Origin of the sequence: Streptomyces capoamus (assembly GCF_014654935.1) — a bacterium.
Classification (GTDB): Bacteria; Actinomycetota; Actinomycetes; order Streptomycetales; family Streptomycetaceae; genus Streptomyces; species Streptomyces capoamus.
Genome location: NZ_BNBF01000026.1, coordinates 17,349 through 20,195, shown reverse-complemented (window position 1 = coordinate 20,195; position 2,847 = coordinate 17,349). Strand labels below are relative to the sequence as shown.

The following is a 2,847-nucleotide window of genomic DNA, read 5'->3' as shown; positions in this document are numbered from 1 at the left end:
TGGCCGACCGTGAGCAGAGACGAACGGGTGCGGACGCCGCAGGAGTTCACGGGACGCCGCTGGCTGTTCCCTTCAGCGCTGGTCCACGCACTGGACCCGGACGCCACGGCCGCCGGCCGGCGGCCCCGGCGCACGGCGCGCGACTGGGTGGTCGACTTCTCCTGCTTCCTGCTGGCCGTGTGCGTCGGCCTGCTGAGCGCGGACACCCTGCGGCACGAGGACCTCCCGCACGGCTTCGCCGCCCTCGACCAGGTGCTCGGTGCGCTCGCCTGCGGCGCGGTGTGGCTGCGGCGCCGGTGGCCGCTCGGGCTCGCCGTGGCGATGGTGCCGGTCGCCTTCCTGTCGAACACCGCGGGCGGCGCGGGCATGGTCGCCATGTTCACGCTCGCCGTGCACCGGCCCCTGCGGTACGTGGCCTGGACGGGTGGGGCGACAGTGGCGCTGATCCCGGTGTTCTTCCGGCTGCGGCCCGACCCCGACGTGCCGTACGCGGCGGCGGTCGCCACGGCCGTGCTGCTCACCGCCGCGGTGATCGGCTGGGGCATGTTCGTCCGGTCCAAACGGCAGCTCGTGCTGAGCCTGCGCGACCGCGCCCGGCACGCGGAGACCGAGGCCCGACTGCGGGCCGAGCAGGCGCAGCGGCTGGCCCGCGAGGCCATCGCCCGCGAGATGCACGACGTGCTCGCCCACCGGCTCACCCTGCTCAGCGTGCACGCGGGCGCCCTGGAGTTCCGGCCGGACGCGCCCCGCGAGGAGGTCGTGCGCGCCGCCGGGGTGATCCGGGAGAGCGCCCACGAGGCTCTGCAGGACCTGCGGGAGATCATCGGTGTGCTGCGGGCCGGCGAGGCCGACGAACCGTCCGGCGGACGTCCCCAGCCGACGCTGGCCGCGCTGGACGCCCTCGTCGCCGAGTGCCGCGGGGCCGGCATGGCGGTCACCCTCGACCACGATGTCGCCGATCCGGCCGCCGTCCCCGCCTCCGTCGGCCGCACCGCCTACCGCATCGCCCAGGAGGCCCTGACCAACGCCCGCAAGCACGCCCCCGGCACCGAGGTCACGGTCCGGCTCACCGGCACCCCCGGCGACGGCCTGACGGTCACGGTCACCCACCCCGCCCCACCCGCGCCGGCGCCCTTCGTCCCCGGCTCCGGCCAGGGCCTGATCGGCCTGACCGAACGCGCCACGCTGGCCGGCGGACGCCTGCACCACGGCCCACGCCCCGACGGGGGCTTCGAGGTGAGGGGATGGCTGCCGTGGGCCGTTCCCTCCGTTCCGGATCCCCGCGCGTGATTTCGTAACGCCATGACTGCGACGCCGATCAGACTGCTCCTCGTCGACGACGACCCCCTCGTGCGCGCCGGTCTCTCGCTGATGATCGGCGGTGCCGAGGGCATCGAGATCGTCGGGGAGGCCGCCGACGGCGCGGAGGCGGAGGACCTGGTGCGGCGGGTCCGGCCGGACGTCGTGCTGATGGACATCAGGATGCCCTCGGTGGACGGGATCACCGCGACCCGGCGGCTGCGCGCACGGCCCGACGCACCGCAGGTCGTGGTGCTGACCACCTTCCACGCCGACGAACAGGTGCTGCACGCCCTGCGCGCCGGCGCCGCCGGCTTCGTCCTCAAGGACACCCCGCCCGCCGAGATCGTCGACGCCGTCCGCCGGATCGCGGCCGGCGACCCGGTCCTGTCGCCCGCCGTCACCCGGCAGTTGATGCGGCACGCGGCCGGCAGCGCCGCCGACGCGCGGCAGACCCGCGCGCGCGAGCGGCTGGCCGTGCTCAACGACCGCGAACGCGAAGTCGCCGTCGCCGTCGGCCGCGGACTCGCCAACGCCCTGATCGCCGCGGAGCTCTTCATCAGCGTGGCCACCGTCAAGGCCCACGTCTCCCGCATCCTCGCCAAACTCGGCCTCGACAACCGTGTGCAGATCGCCCTGCTCGCCCACGACGCGGGACTTCTCCAGGACGGGCCCTGAACTAGGTTTCCGCCGCCCCCGGGATCTCCGCGAGCGGCACCGGACGCCGCTCCCGGCGGGAGCGTTCGCAGGCCTCGGCGATCCGCAGCGCCTGGAGTGCCTCGCGGCCGTCGCAGGGGTTGGCGCGCTCGCCGCGCACCACCTCGACGAAGGCGTTCAGCTCCGCCTCGTAGGCGGGACCGAAACGTTCCGCGAAGCCCGTCCACGGCTTGTCCGCGGGCGGCGGCCCGCTCGGCTCGGTGGACGCGAGGGGCGTCCGGTCGTCCAGGCCCACCACCACCGTGTCCCGCTCCCCGGCCAGCTCCATCCGGACGTCGTACCCGGCGCCGTTCAGCCGGGTCGCCGTCGCCGTGGCCAGGGTCCCGTCGTCCAGGGTGAGCAGCGCCGCGCCCGTGCCGACGTCCCCGGCCTGGCGGAACATCGCGGGACCGCGGTCCGAGCCGGTGGCGTACACGTCGGCCACCTCCCGGCCGGTCACCCAGCGCAGCACGTCGAAGTCGTGGATCAGCGTGTCCCGGAACAGCCCGCCGGACAGCGAAAGCCACTCGGCCGGGGGAGGGGACTGGTCGCAGGTCATGGCCCGCACGGTGTGCAGCCGGCCGAGCCGCCCGCCGCGGACGGCCTCCCGGGCGCCGGCGTAGCCCGCGTCGAACCGTCGCTGGAAACCCATCTGCAGCACCGTCCCGGCCGTCTCCACCTCGGCCAGCGCGTGCAGGGTGCCCGGCAGGTCGAGGGCGATCGGCTTCTCGCAGAACACCGGCAGCCCCGAGCGGGCCGCCCGGCCGATGTACTCGGCGTGGGCCGCCGTCGCCGTGGTGATCACCACCGCGTCCACGCCCCAGCGGAAGATCTCGTCCACGCCCGGCGCCG

Annotated in this window: 3 protein-coding genes; 2 read left to right on the top strand and 1 reads right to left on the bottom strand. The window is 75.3% G+C overall.

Going from position 1 to position 2,847, the window contains the following annotated elements; genetic code table 11:
- The first annotated feature begins 9 nt into the window (after positions 1–9).
- Together IE312_RS31370 and IE312_RS31365 are read left to right on the top strand one after the other, a co-directional pair.
- On the top strand, positions 10–1,290 hold the full coding sequence (locus IE312_RS31370; protein ID WP_189985648.1) for a sensor histidine kinase: 1,281 nt from the start codon (positions 10–12) through the stop codon (positions 1,288–1,290).
- 12 nt (positions 1,291–1,302) lie between these two features.
- Positions 1,303–1,977, top strand: coding sequence for a response regulator (locus IE312_RS31365; RefSeq protein WP_189985647.1), 675 nt, complete (start codon positions 1,303–1,305; stop codon positions 1,975–1,977).
- Between the two features lies 1 nt (position 1,978).
- Here IE312_RS31365 and IE312_RS31360 read toward each other — a convergent pair.
- Positions 1,979–2,847 (bottom strand): Gfo/Idh/MocA family protein (locus IE312_RS31360; RefSeq protein WP_229900657.1); only part of this gene is annotated, 869 nt, incomplete at its 5' end.

Coding starts and splice junctions, on each gene's coding strand:
- IE312_RS31365 (WP_189985647.1), top strand. CDS start 1,303: ATGACTGCGACGCCGATCAGACTGCTCCTCGTCGACGACGACCCCCTC.